The 25,276-nt window shown below is 41.8% G+C and carries 25 protein-coding genes and 1 pseudogene; 9 read left to right on the top strand and 17 right to left on the bottom strand.

Translation table 11 applies throughout. The features are described 5' to 3' along the window. Positions 1–530: 530 nt before the first annotated feature. The gene (locus tag N693_RS0100085) at positions 531–1,397 is read right to left on the bottom strand and encodes a nucleotidyltransferase-like protein (RefSeq protein ID WP_025782766.1); all 867 of its coding nucleotides are present in this window, start codon (positions 1,395–1,397) and stop codon (positions 531–533) included. Positions 1,398–1,524: 127 nt separating this feature from the next. On the opposite strand from N693_RS0100085, the gene N693_RS0100090 reads away from it, so the two are divergent. After that, positions 1,525–1,881: a YgzB family protein gene (locus N693_RS0100090; protein ID WP_025782767.1), complete on the top strand. Its 357-nt coding sequence runs from the start codon at positions 1,525–1,527 to the stop codon at positions 1,879–1,881. A 44-nt stretch (positions 1,882–1,925) separates the two neighbouring features. Here N693_RS0100090 and perR read toward each other — a convergent pair whose 3' ends face one another. The 3 genes from perR to bcp all read right to left on the bottom strand — a co-directional run bounded on the left by perR (position 1,926) and on the right by bcp (position 3,916). Next, the gene (gene perR, locus N693_RS0100095) at positions 1,926–2,369 is read right to left on the bottom strand and encodes a peroxide-responsive transcriptional repressor PerR (protein WP_025782768.1); all 444 of its coding nucleotides are present in this window, start codon (positions 2,367–2,369) and stop codon (positions 1,926–1,928) included. Between the two features lie 111 nt (positions 2,370–2,480). Then, entirely contained in the window at positions 2,481–3,425 is a 945-nt protein-coding gene (locus tag N693_RS0100100) for a D-2-hydroxyacid dehydrogenase (RefSeq protein WP_025782769.1), read from the bottom strand. Next, positions 3,422–3,916, bottom strand: a complete 495-nt coding sequence (bcp, locus tag N693_RS0100105) for a thioredoxin-dependent thiol peroxidase (protein WP_025782770.1) — start codon at positions 3,914–3,916, stop codon at positions 3,422–3,424. The genes N693_RS0100100 and bcp overlap by 4 nt, the downstream gene beginning before the upstream one ends. A 127-nt stretch (positions 3,917–4,043) precedes the next feature. Here bcp and N693_RS0100110 point away from each other — a divergent pair, with 127 nt between their 5' ends. Together N693_RS0100110 and N693_RS0100115 are read left to right on the top strand one after the other, a co-directional pair. Beyond that, positions 4,044–5,333, top strand: a complete 1,290-nt coding sequence (locus N693_RS0100110; RefSeq protein WP_025782771.1) for a glutamate-1-semialdehyde 2,1-aminomutase — start codon at positions 4,044–4,046, stop codon at positions 5,331–5,333. A gap of 75 nt (positions 5,334–5,408) precedes the next feature. After that, positions 5,409–6,494: an aromatic acid exporter family protein gene (locus N693_RS0100115; protein WP_025782772.1), complete on the top strand. Its 1,086-nt coding sequence runs from the start codon at positions 5,409–5,411 to the stop codon at positions 6,492–6,494. 32 nt (positions 6,495–6,526) lie between these two features. Here N693_RS0100115 and nikC read toward each other — a convergent pair whose 3' ends face one another. The 9 genes from nikC to mutY all read right to left on the bottom strand — a co-directional run bounded on the left by nikC (position 6,527) and on the right by mutY (position 16,152). Continuing rightward, positions 6,527–7,423, bottom strand: coding sequence for a nickel transporter permease (gene nikC / locus N693_RS0100120; RefSeq protein ID WP_025782773.1), 897 nt, complete (start codon positions 7,421–7,423; stop codon positions 6,527–6,529). 17 nt (positions 7,424–7,440) lie between these two features. Next, positions 7,441–8,445, bottom strand: coding sequence for an ABC transporter permease (locus N693_RS0100125; RefSeq protein ID WP_025782774.1), 1,005 nt, complete (start codon positions 8,443–8,445; stop codon positions 7,441–7,443). Positions 8,446–8,561: 116 nt separating this feature from the next. After that, on the bottom strand, positions 8,562–10,178 hold the full coding sequence (locus tag N693_RS0100130; protein ID WP_025782775.1) for an ABC transporter substrate-binding protein: 1,617 nt from the start codon (positions 10,176–10,178) through the stop codon (positions 8,562–8,564). After that, positions 10,175–11,200, bottom strand: a complete 1,026-nt coding sequence (locus tag N693_RS0100135; RefSeq protein WP_025782776.1) for an ABC transporter ATP-binding protein — start codon at positions 11,198–11,200, stop codon at positions 10,175–10,177. Before N693_RS0100135 ends, N693_RS0100130 begins: the two co-directional genes overlap by 4 nt. After that, positions 11,172–12,194 carry an ABC transporter ATP-binding protein gene (locus tag N693_RS0100140; protein ID WP_025782777.1) on the bottom strand — a complete coding sequence of 341 codons (1,023 nt, stop codon included), beginning with the start codon at positions 12,192–12,194 and terminating at the stop codon, positions 11,172–11,174. The genes N693_RS0100135 and N693_RS0100140 overlap by 29 nt, the downstream gene beginning before the upstream one ends. 144 nt (positions 12,195–12,338) lie before the next feature. Then, positions 12,339–14,084 (bottom strand): ABC transporter ATP-binding protein, encoded by a 1,746-nt coding sequence (locus N693_RS0100145; protein ID WP_025782778.1) that lies wholly within the window; start codon positions 14,082–14,084, stop codon positions 12,339–12,341. 52 nt (positions 14,085–14,136) lie between these two features. Beyond that, a complete protein-coding gene (locus N693_RS0100150; protein ID WP_025782779.1) occupies positions 14,137–14,682 on the bottom strand; it encodes a DUF402 domain-containing protein in 546 nt (181 codons plus the stop codon). Positions 14,683–14,840: 158 nt separating this feature from the next. After that, on the bottom strand, positions 14,841–15,038 hold the full coding sequence (locus N693_RS0100155; RefSeq protein WP_025782780.1) for a gamma-type small acid-soluble spore protein: 198 nt from the start codon (positions 15,036–15,038) through the stop codon (positions 14,841–14,843). A 64-nt stretch (positions 15,039–15,102) separates the two neighbouring features. Continuing rightward, positions 15,103–16,152: an A/G-specific adenine glycosylase gene (gene mutY / locus N693_RS0100160; RefSeq protein WP_025782781.1), complete on the bottom strand. Its 1,050-nt coding sequence runs from the start codon at positions 16,150–16,152 to the stop codon at positions 15,103–15,105. Positions 16,153–16,264: 112 nt separating this feature from the next. Here mutY and N693_RS0100165 point away from each other — a divergent pair, with 112 nt between their 5' ends. Continuing rightward, on the top strand, positions 16,265–17,248 hold the full coding sequence (locus tag N693_RS0100165; RefSeq protein WP_025782782.1) for a metal-dependent hydrolase: 984 nt from the start codon (positions 16,265–16,267) through the stop codon (positions 17,246–17,248). 10 nt (positions 17,249–17,258) lie between these two features. Here the strand turns inward: N693_RS0100165 and N693_RS0100170 are convergent, their stop codons facing one another. Further along, positions 17,259–17,591: a YfhH family protein gene (locus N693_RS0100170; RefSeq protein ID WP_025782783.1), complete on the bottom strand. Its 333-nt coding sequence runs from the start codon at positions 17,589–17,591 to the stop codon at positions 17,259–17,261. Continuing rightward, positions 17,581–18,393: a recombination regulator RecX gene (gene recX, locus N693_RS0100175; protein WP_025782784.1), complete on the bottom strand. Its 813-nt coding sequence runs from the start codon at positions 18,391–18,393 to the stop codon at positions 17,581–17,583. Before recX ends, N693_RS0100170 begins: the two co-directional genes overlap by 11 nt. An 89-nt stretch (positions 18,394–18,482) precedes the next feature. Here recX and N693_RS0100180 point away from each other — a divergent pair, with 89 nt between their 5' ends. After that, entirely contained in the window at positions 18,483–19,382 is a 900-nt protein-coding gene (locus tag N693_RS0100180) for a TIGR01777 family oxidoreductase (protein WP_025782785.1), read from the top strand. Positions 19,383–19,438: 56 nt separating this feature from the next. Beyond that, positions 19,439–20,245: a polysaccharide deacetylase family protein gene (locus N693_RS0100185; protein ID WP_025782786.1), complete on the top strand. Its 807-nt coding sequence runs from the start codon at positions 19,439–19,441 to the stop codon at positions 20,243–20,245. Between the two features lie 77 nt (positions 20,246–20,322). Here the strand turns inward: N693_RS0100185 and N693_RS0100190 are convergent, their stop codons facing one another. Further along, positions 20,323–21,498, bottom strand: a complete 1,176-nt coding sequence (locus tag N693_RS0100190) for an MFS transporter (protein WP_025782787.1) — start codon at positions 21,496–21,498, stop codon at positions 20,323–20,325. A gap of 64 nt (positions 21,499–21,562) precedes the next feature. On the opposite strand from N693_RS0100190, the gene N693_RS0100195 reads away from it, so the two are divergent. From N693_RS0100195 to N693_RS0100205, 3 genes are all read left to right on the top strand, one after another. Beyond that, positions 21,563–21,949: an OsmC family protein gene (locus N693_RS0100195; RefSeq protein WP_025782788.1), complete on the top strand. Its 387-nt coding sequence runs from the start codon at positions 21,563–21,565 to the stop codon at positions 21,947–21,949. Between the two features lie 295 nt (positions 21,950–22,244). After that, positions 22,245–22,409, top strand: a complete 165-nt coding sequence (locus N693_RS20345) for an SE1561 family protein (protein WP_172643555.1) — start codon at positions 22,245–22,247, stop codon at positions 22,407–22,409. Between the two features lie 254 nt (positions 22,410–22,663). Continuing rightward, the gene (locus N693_RS0100205; protein WP_025782789.1) at positions 22,664–24,568 is read left to right on the top strand and encodes a heavy metal translocating P-type ATPase; all 1,905 of its coding nucleotides are present in this window, start codon (positions 22,664–22,666) and stop codon (positions 24,566–24,568) included. Between the two features lie 460 nt (positions 24,569–25,028). Here N693_RS0100205 and N693_RS18720 read toward each other — a convergent pair. Beyond that, positions 25,029–25,232: pseudogene (locus N693_RS18720) on the bottom strand (IS5/IS1182 family transposase); the annotation flags it as partial. Positions 25,233–25,276 lie beyond the last annotated feature (44 nt).

A 25,276-nucleotide genomic window follows, 5' to 3' on the forward strand; every position in this document is an offset into this window, starting at 1 on the left:
GGATCAAACTCTCCATAAAACCGGTAGTCGATCTGCAGCGCATTACGTCGTCAGCTTCGCTCTCTCAGTCGGTCACGTACCAAAGTACGCTCCCTTCTTCGTTCAATTGCTTCCTAGTACTACACTACAGCTCGACAACCAGTATGAGAATTGATTGCTCAATTCGTACTGGCATCATTTAAGATGTCTATCAGATCGATTAAGATCTGTTTGTGTTTGTTTCACCGGCAGAACCGGTTTCACAAACGATAATTCGTTGACATTTTGCTGTTCAGTTTTCAAGGTTCATGTTGTCGTTCTCTCGAAGCGACTTGATTATCTTAACATGTCTGAGAAACTCAGTCAAGTTATTTTTGAAAAACTTTTTTCGTTCATCTCAGCGGATTTCGTAAGCTAGTTAGTTACCTCCGCGGCGACAAGATTTATAATAACACCGAATGCAATTATACGTCAACACTTTTTCAAAAAAAGTTTTAAAAACGCTTAGCGACGGGGTTGAGTGATGAAAAAACAGCCGTTGTGTACGGCTGTTAGTCGAGCACACTATACATTCGATGATAAAGAAACTCGTTTTTGGAGTCTATCGACATAACCTTAATAATGTTTTTCTCTATTAAGAATTCGATAAGCATTTCAAGGTCCACTGAGTACATCCTCAATTCATCATGCTTATGAAGTTCCTGAATCGTCCACGTATCTTTTTGTGACATAACTTCTAGTATATGACGAGCCCCATACTCCGTTCGGTTATGAATAAAGAACTCACTTGCCAGGAACATTAGCTCTAACCGTTTTTCAATAGGCTCATCACTCATAATCAGTTCTTCGTATAGCTTGTATATGGAAGGATCGATTTTCTTTACTTGCGACCAGACGGTTACCTCCGGAAGAATGCCTTTTTCAATGACAGACAATCTTGCTAAATGATGAAGCGCTTGTACAGCATGATGATAGGCATCCATATAATGGTGCTGTTCAAAAAACGTCTTTCCTTCCATATAACGTCTAACCAGTTTTGCAAGCTCGATTCCCATCTTTAAATCTCTACCGAAGAAAGGATGTTCTTGTAGCTCAGTTTTCAAATCTTCTATATATTCGTTACGATCGAAGAAGACTTTTCCATAGAACAACCAATCTACAACTTTCCGTTTTGTTCCTAGTAGTAGCCATTTTTTAAGTTGATTTTCACTTATTATATGTAGCGCTGCCTTTTCATCTCCATCTGTATAGTGCTTTGTTTGAATTGGGATGGTATTCGATGAGGATATGATTAGCAGTATTTCATCAAACGTATCAGTTAGGGGATCTCCTTCCCATCGTTTGCTAACGAGTAACACACCAAGTGTGTCCGGAAAACTTGCCCTCTCTTGATAGATTGGTCTGAGTGTTTGTTCCATTGTAATTCCTCCCTAGATGATATATAAGTTCGCCAGACGTTCTCTAAATCCTCCTTCAAGAGACTCCTATGTTGCTATAGTAGAATATGTGCTATATTAAGGGAGCGAATCACAAGGAGGTCATGCAATGAAACCTTATAAAAATAAAATCAATCGCATTCGGTCATTTGCTCTTTCACTCATCTTTATCGGAGTGATTGTTATGTATATTGGTCTGTTCTTCAGAAAGTACGAAATCATTATGTTGCTTTTCATGATTCTTGGCGTGTTAGCTATACTAGCAAGTGTTGTTGTCTACGCTTGGATTGGGACACTTTCAACTCGAGCCATACAGATTATCTGTCCGAATTGCGGTAAAGAAACAAAGATGCTTGGACGCGTAGACATGTGCGGCCATTGCAGGGAGCCATTAACAATGGATCCTACTCTTGAAGGAAAAGACTTTGATGAACTCTATAATAAACCAAACAAACGAAAAAGCTAAGACAAAAAACACTTGCTTCTCTTCTTTAAGAGAAGCAAGTGTTTTTAGTTAGCATTAGAAGCTTGTTTTTCACATGTAGGACATACTCCATAAACTTCTAAGCGGTGAGAGTTCACTTTAAAACCAGTCACATGGGAAGCCAATCGTTCCACTTCTTCAAGCCCCGGATGATGAAAATCGACAATACTTCCACATTCATCACAAATGATGTGGTAATGATCATGTGTTACAAAATCGAATCTGCTTGAGGCGTCTCCGTACGTCAATTCCTTAACAAGACCGGAATTTCTGAAGACACGCAGATTATTGTAGACTGTCGCAACACTCATATTGGGAAAATCGCTCTCGAGTGCTTTGTAAATTTCATCCGCCGTCGGATGGCATTCAGAAGAAATGAGGAATTCTAAAATGGCATGTCGCTGCGGAGTTATCCGAACACCACTTTCCTTTAATGTGACCAGCGCATCTTTTAGCATTGCACCAGACATAACGAACACCTCTATTCCATAAGGATTACTTCTTTATAATCATTATAATTAGTTTACTGAATTCGATGTCTGGTGTCAACCATTCTGGGCTACCAAGCAACTTATTACGCTTTAGTAACCTCTTTCTGTCTCAATTACATTTTTAAATTCTCTATTCTCCGATAGCCAAACCTGGAGATTCTCTTTAAAAATCTCAAGAGCACGCTCCACATACTTTGCTGATAACGCTGAAACATGTGGTGATACCGTACAATTCTTCATCTCCCATAACGGACTTTCTACTGGTAATGGTTCTTGTTCAAATACATCGAGAACTGCATGCGCGATTTCACCTTGTTGAAGGGCTTCCACTATCACCTGTTCTTTAACCAAGTCTCCCCGACCAAAATTCATAAATACCGAAGACTTTTTCATTTGCTGGAAATGTGAACTGTCTAGAATCCAGCGTGTTTCTTGCGTACTAGGTAATACGGAGATGATATAATCCGCTTCGGTTAGACGGTCACCTATATGGGAAAACGATATATCCTCATCCATCCCATCATGGTTCCCTCCTGATCGGCTACATCCTATCGTATATACTCCAAATGCCTGAAGCAACCGACCTATTTCTCCTCCAATTGCTCCTGGCCCAAGAATAAGTGCGTTAGATCCACGCAGTTCACTAGACTTCATCTTCTCCCATACTTTTTGCTTCTGTTGTTCCTGTATTAAAGGAAGTGCACGATTAAGTGAGAGTATGTGTGCAAGAACTGACTCCGACATCGGTGTCTTATGGATACCACTCACATTCGTTACAAGAATTCCACGCTCCCCCAATTTTTTGAGAGGCATTTTATCTACTCCCGCAGACGCAACCATTACCCATTTTAATTCCGTCAGCTGATCCAAGATTTCTTCAGTCAGATCACTGCCGTATGTAACGAGAATTGTGACCTCTTTATCGCGAGCTCCTTCTATAGTATCTGAGAAGTCAAAGTGAATCTGTGGGAATCGTTCGGTTAGCTCCTGACGAAATTTTTCCTTAATAGGGAACGTTAATAACGCATTCGTCATTGTGACTCACCATTCCCTTCATTAGATACCTGCAACAATGTTTGATAAACGGCATCGATATGACCGTCCACTTTAACCTTACGCCATTCTTTAATAACAGTACCGGTTGGATCGATAAGGAATGTAGAACGCTCGATTCCCATATATTCTTTTCCAAATGACTTTTTCAATTTCCACACTCCATACAGCTCGGATACTGTGTGTTCCGTATCTGCTAGTAGCGAAAATGGAAGTCCGTGTTTGTCAATGAATTTTATATGCGAAGCTTCTCCATCAGGACTTACACCTAAGATGACTGCATTCAGCGAACTAAATTCTGAATGGCTCTCCTTAAACGATTGTGCTTCCAACGTACAACCCGGTGTTGCATCTTTAGGATAAAAGTAAAGAATCACATACTTCTTTCCAGCATAATCGGAAAGTGTAACTGGATTACCGTTTTCATTATGCAAAGTAAAATCGGGTGCGTGCAAACCTTCAAGCGTTGACATTTCTCATTCCCCCTATCAGATTCTTTCCTATTATAGTATCGGACTACTCCGTCTTTTTCAATTCCTTTGGTGTTTCGCTCATTATTAGGTAAACTAGAGAAGAAGTGATTTGAACGGAGGAATAAAAATGGAACGATCTAATTCAGAAACAATCTATGCAGAAGCGTGCGAACATATTGTCGGCGGGGTTAACAGCCCATCTAGAGGCTATAAAGCAGTCGGCGGAGGAGCACCAACTGTTATGGAACGTGCAGAAGGGCCTTATTTTTGGGACGTTGATGGAAATAAGTATATTGACTACTTAGGTGCATATGGACCAATCATTACTGGGCATGCCCATCCACATATAACAGCAGCAGTCACAAAAGCAGCTGAAAATGGTCTACTCTATGGAACACCAACTAAACATGAAGTGAAATTCGCAAAAATGATCAAAGAGGCAATCCCAGGTTTGGATAAAGTTCGATTCGTCAATTCAGGAACTGAAGCAGTAATGACAACAATTCGAGTTTCAAGAGCCTATACAGGACGTACAAAAATTATGAAATTCGCAGGTTGCTACCACGGCCACTCTGACTTAGTCCTAGTTGCGGCTGGTTCAGGACCTGCAACACTCGGAACTCCAGACTCTGCGGGTGTACCTAAAACGATTGCAGAAGAAGTAATCACAATTCCATTCAATGATCCGGAAAGCTTTAAAACCGCTATGGACAAATGGGGCGATGAAATCGCTTGTATCTTAGTGGAACCAATCGTAGGGAACTTCGGAATCGTTGAACCTCAAGAAGGTTTCCTTCCCCTCGTCCACGAGATTGCAAAGGAAAAAGGCGCACTCATCGTATACGATGAAGTCATCACTGCATTCCGTTTCCATTACGGATCGGCAGCTGAGCTGCTTGGACTAGAGCCGGATTTAATGGCACTTGGAAAGATTATCGGTGGGGGTTTGCCAATCGGCGCTTACGGCGGTAAATCAGAAATCATGGATACCGTTGCACCACTCGGACCTGCATATCAAGCAGGAACTATGGCAGGCAATCCAGCATCAATGTTGTCAGGTATCGCATGTCTGGAAGTTCTTCAAACTCCAGGTCTTTACGCAGAATTGGATCGCCTTGGGGCAATGCTGGAAGAAGGAATTCTCCAATCTGCAAAGAAACACCATGTTCCAATTACCATTAATCGAAAATGTGGTGCCCTAACCGTATTCTTTACAGAAGATACAATTGTAAACTACGATCAAGCAGAGGCAACAGATGGCGAAAGATTCGGCAAATTCTTCAAACTCTTGCTGAAGAATGGTGTCAACTTAGCTCCTTCTAAATACGAAGCTTGGTTCATTACGTCCGCTCATACAGAAAAAGATATTCAAGATACATTAATCGCTGTAGATTTGGCATTTGCTGAATTACTTTAATAGAGGATTGTTGACCCACGCCGGAATTTATTGTAAAGTAGCGCAAAAGAGACCGTTAAAGAGAGGAATACATTCATGAAACTTGGTGCCCGAAGTTTGAAAACGGGTATTGCGATTGTCTTCGCCTTGTTCGTTGCACAATTGCTCCACTTGCCCAGTCCTGTGTTTGCAGGGATTGCTGCGATATTCGCAATACAGCCGACCATTTACAGGTCATATTTACAAGTTATTGAACGAATTCAAGGTAACTTGATCGGTGCCACTATCGGGGTTGTCTTCATTCTAATTTTCGGACATCAGCTGGTCATCATCGGACTTGCAGCTGTGATTGTTATATTAGTCATGCTTAAACTAGGTCTGGAAAAATCGATTGGCCTTGCACTCGTCACCACAGTTGCTGTCATGGAAATCCAGGGAGATGACTATCTCTTACTCGCGTCACTTCGCGTCTTAACGATTCTAATCGGAGTCCTAGCAGCATTTTTAGTAAATCTCATATTCATGCCGCCAAAGTACGAAGTAAAGCTATTCCAATCAATTCACCAAGTGCAAGACGAAATCATTCGTTGGATTCGTCTGACTGGTCGACAAGCATCGGACTTTATCGCAACCAAAAATGTAATTGTAAACTCAAGAGAACAACTGACGAATATCGATCAGCTATACTCGTTGTATAAAGAAGAACGGTATTATTTGAAAAAGAACCAATATGCAAAAGCACGTAAGCTCGTTATTTATCGGCAAATGATTGTTGCTTCGAACGCAAGTCTACAAGTTCTGAAAAAACTTCATTTGTATGAAAGTGAGCTGGCAGTATTACCTGATCACTTTAAGATGATGGTGCAAGAACGTTTGGATGCCATCCTAACGTATCATGAGCAACTGCACTTGAAATTTGTAGGTAAGTTAAAATCAGATCAGTTAAGTACAGGACTTCATGATGAGTATATCCAGCGACACGAAGTCATGGAAATCTTCGTGAAAGAGATTGTTCTTACTAAAGAAGAAGATGAAGAGTTCTCCACTTACTATTTACTTCACATCCTCTCATCTATTCTTAACTATGAAGAACAACTTGAACATTTGGATAGTCTTGTTGTTACGTATCAGCGCAGATACGACAGTGAAGCTAATACTAAATTTGAAGATGAAATCTATTAAAAAACCTAGAGGCTATTTGAGCCTCTAGGTTTTTAGCTTTTCATTTTCGGATCGAGTGCATCTCGCAACCCGTCTCCCATCAAGTTAAATCCTAACACAGTCAACATAATCGCAAGTCCAGGGAAAATCATTGTCCATGGAGCAGACTGTAAGTAATCCTTAGAATCCGCTAGCATCTTCCCCCACTCTGGTTGAGGAGCTTGAGCTCCTAGACCGAGGAAGCCAAGAGCAGCTGCTTCAAGAATCGCTGTCGCAATAGCAAGAGTTCCTTGTACAATAACCGGTGCCATCGAATTCGGTAAAATGTGTGAAAACAAAATCCTGGCATCTTTCATCCCGATCGCTTTCGCAGATGTGATGTACTCATCTTGCTTAATACTAAGCACTTTCGAACGAATCAGCCTACCGAAGTTCGGTACGTTGATGGTTGCAATAGCAATAAGTGCATTTTGTAAACTTGGTCCGAGGACAGCAACGATCGCAATTGCAAGCAGGATGGACGGAAACGCAAGCATGATGTCGAAGATACGAGAAATGATGACATCCACCCAGCGTCCATAATATCCTGCAACAATTCCTAGAATACTTCCCACCACTACAGAACCGATTACGGAGAAGAATCCGACGGCTAATGATATACGTGCGCCATGAATGATTCTTGAGAGGATATCCCGACCGAAATCATCCGTCCCAAACCAATACTCAGCAGAAGGGGGATGGAGCCGGTCCGCCATATTCTGATCGTTAATGCCCTGAGGTGTAATCCACGGTGCTAAAATGGCAAGAATAACAAAAAGTAAGACAACTACCATTCCTACCACTGCCACTTTACTCTTTCTAAAGCCAAGCCACGCATCGCGCCATGGTCCAGACTCTTTTTCAATTTGCGCTTCTGCAATCCCATCCACCTTTGGTGTCAGTTCAGACATGGTACCAACCTCCTTCCTCAGTCATATTTTATCCTCGGATCAATCACGCCATAGAGTAAGTCAACGATGAGGTTGATCATCACGAAGAAGAATGCAACAATCAGAATCCCGGATTGGATAACTGGGTAATCTCGATAATTAATGGCATCATAGATGTAGCGTCCGATTCCTGGCCAAGCAAAAATCGTTTCTGTTAGAATCGCCCCACCAAGAAGCATCCCCATTTGTAGTCCTACAATCGTCAAAACTGGAATAATTGCATTTTTCAGGGCGTGCTTATAAACAACCCAAAACATCTTCTGTCCTTTCGCACGTGCTGTCCGAATATAATCTGAACGCATCACTTCGAGCATACTGGATCGCGTCATTCTTGCAATAATCGCCATTGGAATTGTTGCAAGTGCAAGCCCCGGGAGGATTAAATGCTTAAACACTTCCCATAGCTGATCAAATCTACCATTCAACATGGCGTCTATCATATACAAATTCGTTATTGCTGAAACAGGATCCCGAACTTGCTCACGACCTGTCGTTGGAAGCCATTGAAGTTCAATCGCAAATGCCCATTGGCCGAGTAAACCAAGCCAGAAGATTGGCATCGATACACCAACAAGAGCCAAAATCATTGCCGTATAGTCAAACCACGAATTTTGGAACCAAGCAGATATGATTCCTGCGTTGATGCCGATAACAACTGCGATGATCATCGCAAATAAGGCAAGTTCTAGTGTCGCTGCAAGATACGGCCAGATTTCATCAGCAACTGGCAGTCTTGTTCTCATCGATTCACCTAAGTCCCCAGTGAATAGACCTTTTAAATAACTGAAGAATTGAATGTACCATGGCTGATCAAGACCTAATTTCGCATTGAGTGCTGCAACAGCCTCAGGTGTTGCTTGTTGGCCTAATATGACTTGAGCTGGATTTCCAGGGATCGCCCGGATCATCATAAAGACAACAAACGTCATTCCTAACAGCACGGGGATAAGTTGAAAAAGTCTTTTTCCTATGTAACTGAGCATTCGGTTCACCTCTCATCGCTCTTTTTTCCTTTAGCGCAGAACAGTCCTTTTTAAAACATGAAAGGGGGATATGGCGTAGCGCCTTCCCCCTTCACGCATTCATGTGGAACACAGGCTTACTTGAAATCTACATTTGAAAGCAAGTCAGAACCTGTTGGATGTGGTACAAATCCTGTGAGATCTGCTGCTCCACCAAGTAGTGGAGTAGAGTGAGCAAGTGGTACCCATGGAGCTTCTTCATGAAGGATTTCTTGTGCTTTCATGTAAAGCTCATTACGCTTATCTTCATCTACTTCTGTTTGAGCTTCAAGGAACAATTTGTGAGTTTCATCATTTTTAAAATACGTGTAGTTGTTACTTGCGATATTGTCTTCATCGAGTAGAACGTATAGGAAGTTATCAGCGTCGCCGTTATCTCCTGTCCATCCAAGCATGAAGGCATCCGCTTCACCTTTACTTGCTTTGTCTAAATACGTTGCCCATTCATAAGAAACGATTTTTGCTTTGATGCCTACATCCGCCAAGTTGCTCTGGATTACTTCCGCAACTTTTGTGCCGTCTGGCATGTAAGGACGTGGAACTGGCATTGCCCATAATTCCATTTCAAATCCATCCTCAAGTCCTGCTGCTTTCAATAATTCTTTTGCCTTTTCAGGGTCATATGCATATTCTTCAATTTCGTCATTGTAACCAGAGATCGATGAAGGCATTGGGTTTTTCGCAGATTCTGCACGACCTTCAAAGAACGAGTCAATAATCGTTTGCTTATCGATTGCATAGTTCATTGCCTGACGTACTTCTTTCTTGTCAAATGGAGGACGTGTTACTGTTAGCCCTAGGTAACCTACGTTCATAGAAGGACGTTCGAACAACTGAAGTTTAGAATCTCCTTCGATTTTCGCACCATCCGCAGGGTTGATGCCGTCAGCCAAATCGATTTCACCAGCTGTCAATGCGTTCAAACGTGCTGCATTATCCGGAATTGAACGGAATACAACTTTATCAAGCTTAGGAAGTCCCTCTTGCCAGTAATCCGCGTTCTTTTCAATCGTGATTGAATCGTTCGCTTTCCATTCTACAAACTTGAACGGACCTGTTCCTACTGGATTACGCTCGTATTCGTCGTCCCCTTTTGCAAATGCTTCAGGGCTTGAAATCGCGAACATGCTCATTGCTAGGTTTTTCAAGAATGGTGCTTGTGGGCGCTTAAGTGTAATAGCGACAGTGTTTTCATCTTCAGCGACAACAGACTCGATGACCGCTTCTTCTTCTCCGTCAAAACCACCGAACATTGAGCTATAGTATGGAAACTTTTCAGCGTCTCCTGATGCCCAACGAGCGAAGTTCGCTACAACTGCATCTGCGTTAAAGTCTGTTCCATCGTGGAACTTAACGCCTTCTTCTAAATCGAATGTATACGTCAATCCGTCTTCAGATGTCTTCCATTCTTTCGCAAGACCTGGCTGAACCGTTGTATCTGACTCACCGAAGTTCACGAGTGTTTCAAACAGATTGACAGTGACTTTAAATGTTTCCCCTTCAGTAACACGGGACGGATCGAGAGAAGTTGAATCCCCTCCGCGTCCAAATACTAACGTCTTTTCCTTCCCGCTAGCCTTCTCACCATCTTTAGCTGCGCCTTGTTCTTTGTCGTCACTTCCACAAGCAGCAAGTGCCGTTGAAAGAACGAGAAGCATGACAAGCGCAAGTGACCATAATTTCCCTTTTCTCATAAAGACCCCTCCATCTCTTTTTCTTTCATTTCTATGTCATTGCCGGTTTGTTCACTATAGAGGTGACAAGCGACAGATTGACCATTCTCATGTTCGATCAGTTGTGGTGAGACTTTCGTACAAATATCCATTTTAAAAGGACAGCGTGTATGGAATGTGCATCCTGATGGCGGATTCGCCGGGCTCGGAATGTCACCATCGATCATCACTTGCTCTTTCACATAGTCGGGATCTGGGACCGGTACTGCTGAAAGTAACGCTTTTGTATATGGATGAAGTGGTGTTGCATACAACTGTTCACTTGGAGCAAGTTCTACCATCTTCCCTAAATACATCACTCCGACTCGATCGCTTATGTGGCGTACCACTCCAAGATCATGGGCGATGAAAATGTAGGTCAAGTCAAACTCTTTTTGAAGATCTTGCATTAAATTCAATACCTGTGCTTGAATCGACACATCAAGCGCAGATACCGGTTCATCTGCAATGATCAGTTTTGGATTGGTCATAAGTGCACGCGCAATACCGATACGTTGTCGTTGTCCCCCACTAAATTGGTGAGGATAACGCTTTGCATGAAAAGCACTTAAACCGACAATTTCTAAGAACTTAATAACGGATTTTTTCCGTTCTTGAGCGTTTGAAATTCCGTGCACAAGAAGCGGTTCTTCCAGAATTTTTCCGATTGTATGCCGTGGATTCAGTGAGGCATACGGATCTTGGAACACCATTTGAATGTCTCGTCGCATCTTTCTCATTTCAGTCGCTGACAAAGAAGTCAATTCTTTCCCATCGAACTCAACGGTTCCTTCAGTCGGTTCCAATAGTCTCATGAGCACCCGACCCGTTGTCGATTTTCCACAACCACTCTCACCAACTATCCCGAGCGTTTCGCCTTTATTTACATAAAACGATATGTCGTCTACTGCTTTTACATGACCTACCGTTCTTCCTAACAGTCCCTTTTTAATGGGGAAATACTTTTTAAGACCTTCAACTTTCAACAAAGGCTTTTGGTCCATCTTGCGTCACTCCTTCCTCACTATATAAGAAGCATCTCGTCTGATGACCCGTTTCTGTTTGAATCAGTGCAGGATTTTCCTCTAAACACCGGTCAAATGCAAATTCACATCGAGCTGCGAACTTACAGCCTTTTTTTATGGTACCCGGCTTTGGTACGTTACCTGGGATCGAGTAGAGTCGATCTTTTTTATAGCGCATATCCGGTACCGATTGAATAAGTCCTTTTGTGTAAGGATGTTGAGGATCTTCGAATATCTTTTTGACTGAAGCTTCTTCAATTACCTGACCCGCATACATGACAATGACTCGTTCGCATGTTTCGGCTACGACGCCTAAGTCATGAGTGATCAACATTATCGCTGTGTCGAGTCTGGTGTTCAGTTCCTTCATCAGCTTTAAAATCTGTGCTTGAATCGTTACGTCCAACGCAGTAGTCGGCTCATCGGCAATGAGGAGTTTCGGGTCACAAACAAGTGCCATCGCAATCATTACCCGTTGTCTCATCCCACCTGATAACTGATGAGGATATTCGTCAATCAATTCATCAGCACGTGGCAACCCGACTAGCTTTAACATTTCAATCGCTCGGGCGCGAGCACGCTTTTTGGACCATTTCTTTTCGTGAATCAAAATCGCTTCGGACATCTGATTTCCAATTGTAAAAAGAGGATTCAATGAAGTCATCGGCTCTTGGAAAATCATCGCGATGTCATTCCCGCGTATGTATCGCATTTCTTTCTCGCTTTTCTTCAGCAAGTCATTACCCTGAAATAGTATTTCGCCACCCGTTATTTTTCCAGGGGGTTTTGGCACTAGACCCATCACTGATAGCGAGGTCACACTTTTCCCACAACCTGATTCTCCCACTATCCCAAGCACTTCCCCTTCTCTCACAAAGAAATCGACGTGGTCGACTGCCGGGATTGCTCCTGAATCAGTAAAAAAAGTGGTCTGTAAGTCTTTTACATCTAAGACTTTTTTTCGTTCGCTCATGGTACCGCCCTCTCCCAATACTATTTTTCTAAATATAACTTCTATTCAGTATTATACGGTTTTTTATGTGTAAATCAAGACAATTTTCAATACAATCAAAAAAAGCAGACAATTAAAGAATACCCTTTAATTGCCTGCCTCTGTTTATATAGTTTGAACTTGAAACAAATCGTAGTAGATTCCTTTCTTATTAATCAGTTCTACATGAGTCCCTTGTTCCTTTAACTCACCATGATCAATGACTAAAATTTTGTCCGCATGTGTAATCGTAGATAGTCTATGCGCAACAATCACCGTCGTCCTATCATGAGCAAGTCGGCTCAATGATTCCTGAATGAGCGCTTCGCTTTCCAGGTCAAGCGCTGAAGTGGCTTCATCCAAAATGAGCATAGGTGGGTTTTTCAGAAACACACGTGCAATTGAAAGACGCTGCTTTTGCCCACCGGAAAGTTTAACACCACGTTCACCAACTTTCGTATCATACCCTTCTGGTAGCTCCATAATGAAGTCATGTGCATTTGCAGCCTTCGCAGCAGATACGATCTCTTCTTCTGACGCATCTGGTTTCCCCATTAGGATATTGCTGCGTACAGAGTCACTAAACAAGATACTATCTTGTAGTACCATTCCGATTTGGTCTCGTAACGTTTTCGTTTGGATATCCCGTATGTCGTGCCCGTCAATACGGATTGCACCACCAGTTACATCATAAAACCGGGGAATCAGGCTGACAATGGTAGACTTTCCGCCACCGCTCATACCAACGAGTGCAACAGTTTCTCCTGGTTTAACAGTGAAATTCATATCTTTCAGGACGGGAAACCCTTCTTTTTCGTAGGCGAATTCCACATGATCGAAACTAATTTCACCTTGGATCGCTGGCAATGCTCGTGCATCTTTTTTATCCGTCACTTCATAAGGTTCTTCCATCAATTCAAATACGCGGTCCATTGACGCAAACGATTGTGTCAATGAAGTCGATGCATTCACTAGTCTGCGTAACGGGCTGTAAAGGCGTTCAATGTATGCAATGAATGCAACCATCGTTCCTACAGATAGAGAACCATTGATAACTTGATACCCCGCGTATGTGATGACCAACAACGGAGCAACGTCTGTAATGGTGTTAACGACGGCAAATGCCTTCGCGTTCCATTTCGTATGTTCAATCGCTTTGTCGAGAAACTTACCATTTGTCTCATCAAAACGATGCTGTTCTATTTCCTCCAGAGAAAAACTTTTAATGACACTTACCCCTGCGACCCGTTCATGTAAATAGCTTTGGACGTTAGCAAGTGCCTGCGAACGTTCGCCCGTAAGCTTACGCAGTTTACCGAAAAAGTGTTTCACGCTAAACGCATAAAATGGGAAAGCCAGTAATGTTACGAGTGTCAATGGCACGTCCATCGTGAGCATGATCGCAATAGCAATTAGAATTGTCGCCAAGTCCAGCCAAACGTTCATCAACCCAATCATGACGAAGTTTTTCGTTTGCTCAACGTCATTGATAATCCTGGAGATCACTTCGCCTGCACGTGTTTCCGCATAAAAACGCATGCTCAGTTTTTGCAAGTGTCCATACAGATTTTGACGGATATCATACAAGATTTTGTTACTGACTAACTGTGCATAATATTGACGGTAATATTCTACTGGAGGTCGTATGATGAAAAACACAAGAGCCGTTCCACCTAGCCAGTAAAAAAGTTGTGCAGTTTTTTCATCTGCTGTCATCGTTTGTGAACCAATGACGTCATCGATTACAATTTTAATGAGAAAAGGGATAAATAGCGGAATTGCAAACTTGATGATTCCGATGACAACAGTTAATACAATTTGCCAGGTGTATGGTTTTACGAATTTCAAATAACGCTTAGTACTTTCTCCCATTCTACATCTCCTATCTAAAAAAGCCTGCCGCAGATATCGCAGCTCGGCTTATTCACACTTCACTTTTCATATTTTTGTAAAACTCATAACGAGAAGTCCAAACATCTATGAAATCCGGAGCAAAAGGACCTTTACGTTGTTTGATCCAACTTAGAAGTGTTTCAAGATTCCGTCGCAAAATTTTGTCAATCACTTCCGGATAACCCATTTGCTTTTTATGATCTGCATACTCATCTTCATCCAAAATGAGATAGCTCATGTCCGGAAAAACTTTGACATCCAAATCGTAATCGATATATTTAATGGAATTATTGTCAAAGACAAAAGGCGAGCTAATGTTTACATAATAGTACACTCCGTCTTCCCGAAGCATGCAAATGATGTTGAACCAGCGCTCTGCATGGAAATAACAAATCGAGGGTTCACGCGTGATCCACGTTCTACCGTCAGATTCTGTTACAAGCGTTCGATCGTTTGCACCGATGATAATGTTACGTGTCCCTTTCAGGACCATAGTTTCTTGCCAAACTCTGTGGATATGGCCATCGTGTTTATAACTATGTACTTGTACTGTTTCCCCTTCTTTTGGAATATCCATCATTAAAACCACCTTTTCGTGACCGGGAAATATACCGCTCCATTCTTATCACAACATTATACCAACCGTTCCTGAAAATAGAAAATGTTTACCCCTGTTGGTCATAGAAAAACCGGCAAGGAGTCTATTGCTCCCGCCGGCCGGTGGTGTCCATCCAATTATTTTGTCTGGTCTCCGTAACTATTTGCACGTTGCCCTGAAGCTTGACGTTTTTTCGCTTCAGCTTTTTGGTTTTGTTGTTTCACGTGCTGTACATCTGTTTCGGCTCCAAACTCTTCGTTCATGAGCGGATTGTTTTGTTGGTTTTGTTGCTGTTGCTGTTTGTTTTTCTGATTCCGCTGGTTGTTTGTTGTCATGGATATTCACCTCCGTAACAACTAGCATATCCAGCCCCCTAGAAATTATCCTACTCACGCTCAATTATTTTTTCAGTTGTTCAAGCAGTTTGCTCATCGGTTTCGATTGAGGAATTCGTTCCAATTCTTCTTCAGTGAAAAACCGGTACCCCTCTGGAATGGGGGATTGATCGCGTAGCGCTGCATGATACCCTTCAACATTCCATGTAACGTGCGAGAAAATATGTTTAAAATGTGCGTACGCCTCTCCTTGTTCGATAAGTAGCCCTGTATCGTTCTTCAGCGTATCTATAGAATCCATAGTAGGAATGTATTCAATTTGAGGGAACTCCCAAAAGTCTCCAAGAAGTCCATCCGTCTGTCTCTTTCTTAATAACCACTTGCCCCCTGGTTCAGAAATTGCAAATGAATGAATCGTCATGACTTTCTTTTTCAACTTTTTCGTTTTAATCGGAAGTTTTTCTTGCTTCCCTTCTTCAAAAGCGGAACAAAAATCTCTAACTGGACACAATAAGCAGCGTGGGTTCGGTGTACAAATTGTTGCACCGAGTTCCATAATCGCTTGATTGAAAGAAGATGGGTCTGTTTCATCTATTATTTCCATCACCCGTTGTTCAAACACCTTTTTCGATTTAGGGATAGCGATATCTTCTTCTATTAGAAAAAGTCTTGAGAACACACGCATTACATTTCCATCAACAGCGTGTTCTGGTACCCCATATGCTATGCTTAAAACCGCCCCTGCAGTGTATGGACCAATTCCTCTCAAATTCAAAATATCAGCTCTGTTTTGTGGAATCTTACTATCATAATTTTCCACGACTTCCTTGACACCAGCTTGTAAATTTCGGACACGTGAATAGTACCCTAATCCTTCCCAATGTTTAAGGACATGCTCTTCTTCAGCATCCGCAAGGGATTCCATAGTCGGAAAAGCTGCAATGAACCGTTCATAATACGGAATGACGGTGTCGACTCGCGTCTGCTGTAACATCACTTCTGATACCCATATATAGTAGGGATTGGACGTTCTTCTCCAAGGTAGATCCCTTTTTTCTTGATGATACCAAGATAGAAGGGCCTCATTGAACTCTTGTTTTTGCGAAATTTTCATGGTCTAACTCCTTATTACGACTAATACTTTTAGGTTATTCAAATTTGGGTATATAATTAAGAGAACTGCTGAATCCATTTCAGCGGAAACGCTAAAGTAAAGGAGTGATGGAGTGGACACGGGAACTCATATTGCTATGGGCATCGCCATTAGTGGACTTGCAATGGCAGACCCTATCGTTGCCTCACACTCTGCAACAATGGGTCCTGTTTTTGCAGGCATAGTGCTTGGTTCGCTAGCACCAGATTTAGACACTGTTTTAAAACTGCGTAATAATGCTGTTTATATACGAAATCATAGAGGAATTACTCACTCCATTCCGGCTGTTCTATTATGGCCGATCGTTATTTCAATTATGTTATCGTTTTTGGTGCCAGAAGCGAATTTCATTCACTTATGGGCTTGGACATTTCTCGCTGTATTCATCCATGTATTCGTAGATATCTTTAATTCCTATGGTACTCAAGCACTTCGACCATTTTCGCAAAAATGGGTCGCTTTAAGCGTTATCAACACTTTCGATCCAATTATCTTTGGCTTGCATGCAATCGCTATTGCATTTTGGCTTCTTGGAGCACCGCCAGTTCAAACGATGAGCATTCTTTATGGTGTGGTATTCGTATACTACTTACTACGCTTCGCAGTACATGCTGCTGTAAAACGTGCTGTATTCAATACAATTCCGGATGCCACAGACATTTACATTGCTCCGACTATGCGCTTCTTCCAATGGCGGATTGCTGCATCCACCGAAACCGATCATTATGTTGGGCGCGCATACGGTCGTTCAGTTAATATATACGATCGGTTTGATCGTAAACCATTGCCTGACTCGCTGTATGTACAAGCTGCGATGACAGATCGAAATATAGCTGCGTTTGTTTCTTTTTCACCAATTTATCGATGGGAAATCACACAGGTCAATGTATTGACAGAGGTTCGCTTAATAGACTTGCGCTACCGAAGTAAAACATTTTATCCATTTGTAGCGGTAGCTCATGTCGACGAAGATTTTAACGTTGTTAACTCTTATACAGGGTGGATTTTCTCGGAAGACAAATTGCGTAAAAAGTTGAATTTCCTCCAAGAGTCCTAACAAGTGTTATCTATTTACCCGTCTTGACTGATGTTAACATGGCGAGCGGAAGCGCTTCTTCAGCTTGCTCGCCACCCATTCGGTATCCCCAAGCAAAACGACCTTTTAAGTAATCAACTTTAAAGAAGTATCCTTCGTCTCCTTGGATTTTATAAATTTCTCCAGGTACGATTGTAGTGGGATCGATTAAATATGATTGAGCCATTAACGCTTTACGCTGATATACTGCGTATTCGTTCAAAATCCCTAGTTGTTCTGCTTTTCTTGCTTTCTCCATAAGGCGCGCGATTTCAGTTCTCAACTCTTGTTCAGTCATTTGGCTATATTTTTTTTCATTCTGCATCTTCTTCAAGCTCCTTTTTTTCAATGAAAGCATCGATTCGATCAAACGGAATTCCTTTTTGGTACATTGCTTGTTTCACCCGTTTTTTTCGGTCATACCCCTTATACTTTATGCTGACACGGCGCCATGCTTTTTCACCAGTGGTTTCTGTTATGGCAGTCCATTCGTCTTCATCTGGTTCAAATTCAACAGCATTAAGTGCTTCTTTAATGATGTCAAACGAGAAACCTTTCCGCTGAAGGGCATTTTGAATCCGTTGTTTCAGCTGAGCTGGGGCAATGGATGAATGTTTACGTGCCGCTTTTTCTGCTAATTTTGTGGCAGTTGCTAACTGTTCTTGTGGGTCATATTCTTCCAATACGGCATCCTGAATGGAAGGATCAATTCCATTTTTCTTCATTTCCTGTTTGATAGCATTCGGTCCCTTCCCAGATGTGTTTTTTTGTGTACGAAGAAGTGCTTCAGAAAAAGCCTGATCATCGAGAAAGCCTAACCGTTTCAATTTAACAATAGCTTCTCTAATAACGGCATCACCAAACTCTGCTTGCAGTAACTTTTGTTTCACTTCGTATTCACTTCTCATTCGGAAACCCAGGAAATGTAGTGCTCGATTAAAAGCACGCTGAATTTCTTCTTCATAGACGAGATTTTCTTTTTCCCAATTATCGAGTTGCATCCCTTTTGTTAACCCAAACTTGACGAGATTCGATTCATGCACACTAAACTCATAAACTTCATCCAAAAAGATATTGTATCGTTCTTTGTCCCGTTTTTGTTGTGTGATTTTTGTGATTACTGGCACATCTATCACCCCCTGCTACTTTATAGTATACCTGTTCTTATTGGGTCGGTCAGCTGATTCGTTTATCATTATTGAGAGGAGCTTATTTCATGAACATATTAGTTACTGGAGGGACTGGATTCATCGGTTCCAAACTTATTGACTTGCTCAAATTGGATGGTCATACTCTAACAGTCTTAACAAGAAGTGAGTCAAAAGAAGAAAATGGTATTCACTTTGTCCAATGGCTACATAACCATTCAAAACCCGAAGAAGAACTACTACCTCCGGATGCGGTTATAAACTTAGCTGGTGTTTCCATCAATGATGGCAGCTGGTCTGAAGAACACCAAAAGAAAATCTATGAGAGCCGTATGGAAGCAACAGATGAACTTCTTCGTATACTAGAGACTCTAGATGAGAAACCAACCGTGTTTGTAAACGCCAGTGCTGTCGGAATTTATCCTACTTCTGAAACTCATGTGTACACGGAAAACTCACCAGAAACCGCTCATGATTTCCTAGGAAAAACCGTGCATGATTGGGAACTAAAAGCCTCTAGGGTGAAACAATACGGAACACGTGTCGTCTATACGCGATTCGGAACTGTATTCGGTAAAGGTGGCGGTGCCTTGCCTCTCATTGCACTTCCATACAAATTGTTTGCGGGAGGCCCCATCGGATCAGGGCAACAATGGATATCATGGGTTCATGTTGAAGATGTGACGAGGGCAATTTACTTTGCAATAACTTCACCTTCTCTAGATGGCCCCGTCAACGTAACTGCACCTGCTCCAGTACGTATGTCCGATTTAGGAAAAGCAATCGGGGCTGTCATGCATCGCCCTCATTGGCTACCGGTTCCGAGTATCGCTATGAAGCTCGCACTAGGAAAAAAAAGTAAATTAGTCTTGGAAGGACAACATGTGTTGCCTGAAAAACTTATTGAAAGCGAGTTCACTTTCAAGTATCCTGCGATTCGTCCTGCACTAGAAAACATTCTTATGTAGACAATGTATAGAACCCTCTCTTCGACACACGCTATGAAAAAAGGAGTGTGCTCGAAATGATGGAACAACATGGACCTGGTATCTTAATGGCAGCATTTGTGATTGTTGTCGGCCTCGCTTTCAACCCGTTTTCAGCTCATGCAGATGAGTTTCACTGGGGATTTAAGAAAGCAATGAATGGGGAACCTCCAAATGCCGGAGCCGCGCTTGAATCGATGTTAAATGAGTATGGCGCAATTTATAAAGGCAAACCCGATGAAAAGGTTGTCTATTTAACGTTTGATAATGGTTATGAAAATGGTGAAACAGAAAGTATATTGGATACACTAGAAAAAGAAAAAGCACCCGCTACTTTTTTTCTAACCGGCCATTATTTGAAAAGCGCAGCACCACTCGTAAAACGAATGGTCAAAGATGGGCATGGAATTGGAAACCACTCCTTTGATCATCCTAACATGGCGAAACTAAGCCCCGAAAAAATGGAGGAAGAGTGGACGTCATTTGACAAATTGCTTGAGGAGACGACTGGTATTAAACGGACGGTTTACGCCAGACCGCCAGAAGGTATTTTTAATGAACAAGTGCTCGCTGTCGGAAATTCGCTTGGCTATCGCCATATTTTTTGGTCAGTCGCCTTTATCGACTGGTACGCAGACAAGCCAAAAGGTCGAGATTTCGCCTATAACGAACTAATGAATCAGTTGCATCCTGGGGCTGTAATTCTTATGCATACCGTTTCCTCCGATAACTCTCAAGCACTGCCAGACTTTATAAGAGATGCTAAGAAACAAGGTTATACGTTTGGGTCACTGGACGATCTCGTGATGGAGTATGAAGATATTCAATTAGGAAGCGTTCAGTGAGCGCTTCCTAATAAAAACAGGGACTTTCGCTTCAGTCTCTGTTTTTTGTTGTTTGTAACCATGAGTACGCTTCAAGTTCATAAACTTTCTTGCTTCACTCGCTTTTTTCCTGCCAATGTTAACAAAAACAATGTCCCCATCAACAAGCCAAACAAGTACAAATAATTTTGCTGTGAAACTTCTAGCACGTACCCTCCAAGTATAGGTCCAGTCAAACTACCGAAACTGAAGAATATTCCACATAGTAAGTTCCCGGTTGGTAATAAGTGTTTCGGTGTAAGATCAGACATGTACGCAACACCAAGGGAAAAGAGCGAGCCAGAAAACATGCCCCCAACAAAAAACATAATCATTATTGCGATTGCGGATGTACTCAGTAAAGCTGCACCTGTGAACGCCAACATTCCGCCCCCTAATCCAATGAGTAGAACAGGACGGCGCCCTATTTTGTCTGACAATATACCAAGAGGAACTTGAGAAATGATTCCTCCGAACGCAAAAGCAGGAATAATGATGGACACCATACTTAAAGAGAGCCCATTACGCAACGCAAATACTGGAAACATCGCATTTAAAGACGATTCTAAAAAACCGTATGCAAAAGGCCCAAGGAGCGCGATCCAGGCAACAATCACTGTTGCTTTCACACGCTTTCCAAAATGACCTGCAGATGTAGAACTCGCCATCACTTCTGGTAAGTCATTCTTTAACGTGAAAACGAGCCCCCATGCACATAATGTCAGCAGTGCGGAAACTATGAAGGGTAAGCCTTCATAAATCGAAACAAGTGGTACAAACATAGGTCCAATCGCAAATCCAACACCCACTGATAATCCATAAATAGAAATACTTCTTCCAAGTCGGTCTGGTGGAACTGTACTCGTTACCCATGTTTGGGTTGCAAAGTGCAATGCATGGTCACCAATTCCTATAAATAAACGGAGCACAAACCAAAAGATTACACTTTTCCATAATGGGAAAGAAAGCAAGGAAATGATTACAATTAAACCGCCTGTTATAATGACAGGCTTGTATCCAAATTTACGCAGCGGCGCTTCCATAAATGGTGAAACCAAAAGAGTTCCTATGTATAGACCTGTCGCATTTAACCCGTTTAGTGTCCCTGAAATACCGTCTTGCTCAAAAATTGCAGAAATTAGCGGAAGCAGCATCCCTTGCGAGAAACCTGAAATAGAAACGATAATGACGAGCACCCAAAAACGATGCTGTTGCCGATTTCTTGTGATTGTCATTCTTAAAACACCCCTTATTCAGCAAAAACCTATATAATGATAGCATATAAAGGAGGGAATTTTAATGAAATTCCAAATGACAGAACACGGTTTTGAAACTGAAACAGAATTCGGTAAGCTTGAAATTTCTTCAAATGAAGAAAAAGGATTTCGTCCCTATCAGTTAATGGTTTCTTCTATCGCTGCGTGTACTGGTGGAGTGATGCGCAAGATCTTAGAGAAGAAAAGGATGCCTGCTGAATCTATTGACATCGAAGTGAAAGAAGTAATTCGGTCACAGGATGATGCCAGTCGACTGGAAAAAATCCATCTCCATATTAAAGTGAAAGCAGATGGTCTGACTGATGAGAAGATGCCAAAAATTCTCGAGTTAACAGATAAGAACTGTTCGATGTACCAATCCGTTGCGAATTGCATTGATGTAAGAAAAACATACGAACTGTTGAACTGATTTTTCTACAGTAAAAGACCCGGCCTCTTGTTATCCAATGAGAGCCGGGCTTTATGTTGTAATTAAATTGTTCATAGAGTTCCTGCGAATTCGCCAATAGAATTTCCTTTTCCAGACGTCTTCGAATCCCCTCCTTCTGTTATTAGAACTTGTTCAGCTGCCCTCCTTTTTTTGATTATAAGTATCATAACACATTAACGATTAATTGTGAATAGTTAAAATTAATTTTCTTTTCAACTAATTGTGCTGTACACCTATTTCCGTTAAAATAGAGGTACAGAAAGAGGTGTCTCCTATGCAAAACTCACCATCTAACCAAGTTGATGATTTAAAAGTTCGACTCAATCAGTTTTTAGAAACGCTCGATACAATTGAGCCCGAAACAGCTGACCTTGAAGAAATCGATCGTCTCATTAGTCTCGTCGACGATTTAGAAGTCCGTATGGGCAAGATGAAATAATATTTTCAAATTGATAACTAGTTCTGTAGCAGAGGTTTTCAGTACCTCTGCTTTTTTGTGTTCAAAAATCTTATCCGTACCTCAAATTGAAACATACTATAACACTTTTTTCTCAACTATGGTATACTATTATTAATAGTAATTATAAAGTAGGAACAGATATAATTTGAGTCGGATTCCCCTTATGGAATCCGACTTTATGACTTTTAGAAGGTAAATGAAAGTGAAATTCATTCTCAATTAGGAGGGGTCTTATGACAACGAATGTGACTACTGAACTTCAAAAGTCAGTGGATTGGAAAGAACATATTGAACTTGGATTGGCTATTCTCTCAGGAATACTCATTTTTGCAGCTTGGTTAAGCGGTAAAAATGGCGCTGAACTTTTTTCCATAGGACTATATGTAACTGCCTTCTTGATTGGCGGTTATGCCAAAGCAAAAGAAGGAATCGAAGAAACAATTAAAAACAAAGAACTCAACGTAGAAATGCTAATGGTACTCGCAGCGATTGGTTCTGCAATTATTGGTTATTGGGCTGAAGGCGCTATTCTAATTTTCATCTTTGCGTTGAGTGGTGCGCTAGAAACGTACACGTTAAATAAAAGCCATAAAGAAATTTCTTCACTCATGGAATTACAGCCTGAAGAAGCTTGGCTCATCCAGGAAGATGGTACTGAATTGAGTGTTCCAACGTCTTCTCTAACAGTTGGTGCTAGATTGCTCGTTAAGCCTGGTGAGCGAATACCTGTAGATGGCGTTGTGCAAAAAGGTAGTACATCTGTCGATATGTCAGCCATCAACGGTGAATCAGTTCCTGCTGATAAGCGTCTCGGCGATGAATTATTTGCAGGTACAGTAAATATAAGTGGCGTTATCGAAATGGAAATGACAAAACCAAGTAGTGAATCATTGTTCCAAAAGATTATTACAATGGTGCAAAATGCACAAAGTGAAAAATCTCCTTCCCAACAATTTATCGAACGCTTCGAAGGGAGTTACGTCAAAGTTGTCCTTGTAACAGTTGCACTTATGCTGTTCTTGCCTCACTTCATATTTGGTTGGGATTGGACAACAACTTTTTATCGGGCTATCGTTCTTCTCGTTGTCGTATCCCCCTGTGCACTCGTAGCTTCAATAATGCCTGCGACACTCGCTGCTGTCTCTAATGGTGCGAAACGTGGAGTCTTATTTAAAGGTGGCATTCACCTCGAGCATTTAAGCTCATTACGTGCAATTGTGTTTGATAAAACAGGGACTCTTACAACAGGTAAACCCGTTGTAACGGATTTTATCGTACGTGAAGGTACTTCCGTTGAAGACGCATTGTCACTTTTAGCAGGTATCGAGTCTCGTTCGAATCATCCTTTAGCAACAGCTGTTACAGCTTACGCACTCACTAAAAAAGTCTCGATGCGGCGCGACTTTGACATTGAAGAAGTTCCAGGTAACGGTTTGCGAGCGTTTCCACCTGAAGGAGAAGTAATTGTTGGAAGTCCGCGGTTTGTTGGAATTGAAGATGCTAAAGCATTTCACGGAGGTTCCGCTTTTACTCTTGCTGAAGAAGGTAAGACTGTTCTATTCATTAAAGACCAAGAAGGTATTCTAGCTGCCACCGCGCTACAAGACGTTCTCCGCCCAGAGGCGATAGAAGCGATTCAAGAGCTTAAAAAAGCTGGCTTGAAAACCATTATGTTGACCGGAGATAACGAAAAAACTGCAAAAGCTATTGCTTCCCAAGCTGGCATTGACTCCTATACTGCTGAATGTCTTCCAGATATGAAAGTACAAAAAGTCAAAGAGTTGATGGGGCAATATGGTGCAGTTGGAATGGTTGGGGATGGCATTAATGATGCCCCTGCACTTGCTACAGCAACAAGTGGTATTTCGATGGGTGAAGGAACAGACGTCGCATTGGAAACAGCAGATGTCGTTCTTATGAAGAATGACTTGACTAAGCTCCCCTACACGATCAAACTATCGAGAAAAATGCAGCGTATTGTAAAGCAGAATGTATTCTTCTCGATTTTCGTCATCAGCATTCTTATCGTTTCCAACTTCATGCAAATCGTGGATTTACCACTTGGTGTGATCGGTCATGAAGGAAGTACGATTCTTGTCATTCTAAATGGATTACGAATGCTCAATACAACAAAGTAAAAGCAATGCTACGGTATAAGCTGAGGCATTGCTTCAGACTGTAGCCAAAAGGGATGGGAATTGATTTGATTTCCATCCCTTTTGGCATCATTAAATCTGAAAATGAAAGATAACAGGCCGTTGATCTCCGTTCCGGACGGTCGCTTTCCGGGGGCTTGCCCTCAGCCTCCTCGCCGCTTCGCTTCTGCGGGGTCTTCGCGCTGCGCTAATCCCCAGGCGTCGCCGTCCTGCACTCCAATCAACTGAATTTCCCATGAGACATTCACATCATTCAAGCAAAGGATGCAATCGGAGTGCTCCATGTCTAGCTGGCAAGAATAACTAGATGTAGCAGAAGACATGAGACACCGATATGAAATCAAAGAAGTCTATGGAAATGTAAAGAGGCAGTCTAACGCTTTTTACCGATGCCAAGGAGAAGCATGATTTGCGAAGGACACCCCTAAGAGGGCTTAGTGTTTTGAATAAATGACATTTTATTGAGTACACCTAGGTCTATGCTGGATCTCCCAAATAGGGAATATAGATCTTCAACCAATGGATAAATGAAGAGAAAATCAATTGCTGCATCCAATTTACGGACTAGATGATCTTGCGGGACTAACTGTTCGATTGTAAGCATTTCCAACTGCTCCCGTTCATTAACTTGATTTTTCGTCATCATTTCCATCACCTCATTTGATAGTTGGGAGATCCTGTTGATTGTAG

The sequence above is a fragment of the Sporosarcina sp. D27 genome, from assembly GCF_000586555.1.
In the GTDB taxonomy this organism is placed as follows: domain Bacteria; phylum Bacillota; class Bacilli; order Bacillales_A; family Planococcaceae; genus Sporosarcina.